This is a genomic window from Sinorhizobium fredii USDA 205 (assembly GCF_001461695.1).
Taxonomy (GTDB): Bacteria; Pseudomonadota; Alphaproteobacteria; order Rhizobiales; family Rhizobiaceae; genus Sinorhizobium; species Sinorhizobium fredii.
Map to the genome: position 1 here is coordinate 1 of NZ_AUTC01000125.1, position 574 is coordinate 574.

Here is a 574-nt window from a genome sequence, read left to right on the forward strand (position 1 = left end):
CCTTCGCCAGCCGGACCTCGATGCCCTTCGCCCGTCGTTCTCTTCGCACAAGCTGCGCATCCTGATCTTGTACGGCTCGCTCCGTGAGGTCTCCTACAGCCGTCTGCTCGCCCACGAGGCGCGTCGCCTGTTGGAACGCTTCGGATGCGAGGTGAGGATATTCGATCCTCGGGGTCTCCCTCTGCCCGACGAAACGCCGACGAGCCACCCCAAGGTTCAGGAACTCAGAGAGCTCTCGGAATGGTCCGAAGGCCAGGTCTGGGTTAGCCCGGAACGCCACGGCGCGATGACGGGAGTAATGAAGTCACAGATCGACTGGATTCCGCTGTCTGTCGGCTCGGTCCGCCCGACACAGGGGAAGACACTCGCGGTCATGGAGGTCTCCGGCGGCAGCCAGTCCTTCAATGCGGTGAACCAAATGCGCATCCTCGGCCGTTGGATGCGGATGATCACGATTCCCAACCAATCGTCGGTGGCCAAGGCATATCAGGAGTTCGACGGCGACGGCCGGATGAGACCCTCGGCTTTCTACGACCGTGTCGTCGACGTCTGCGAGGAGCTGGTGAAGTTCACT

1 protein-coding gene is annotated in these 574 nt (G+C 62.0%); it reads left to right on the forward strand.

Going from position 1 to position 574, the window contains the following annotated elements; translation table 11 throughout:
* Nucleotides 1-574 (forward strand): arsenical resistance protein ArsH (gene arsH / locus N181_RS12730; RefSeq protein WP_060563416.1); only part of this gene is annotated, 574 nt, incomplete at both ends.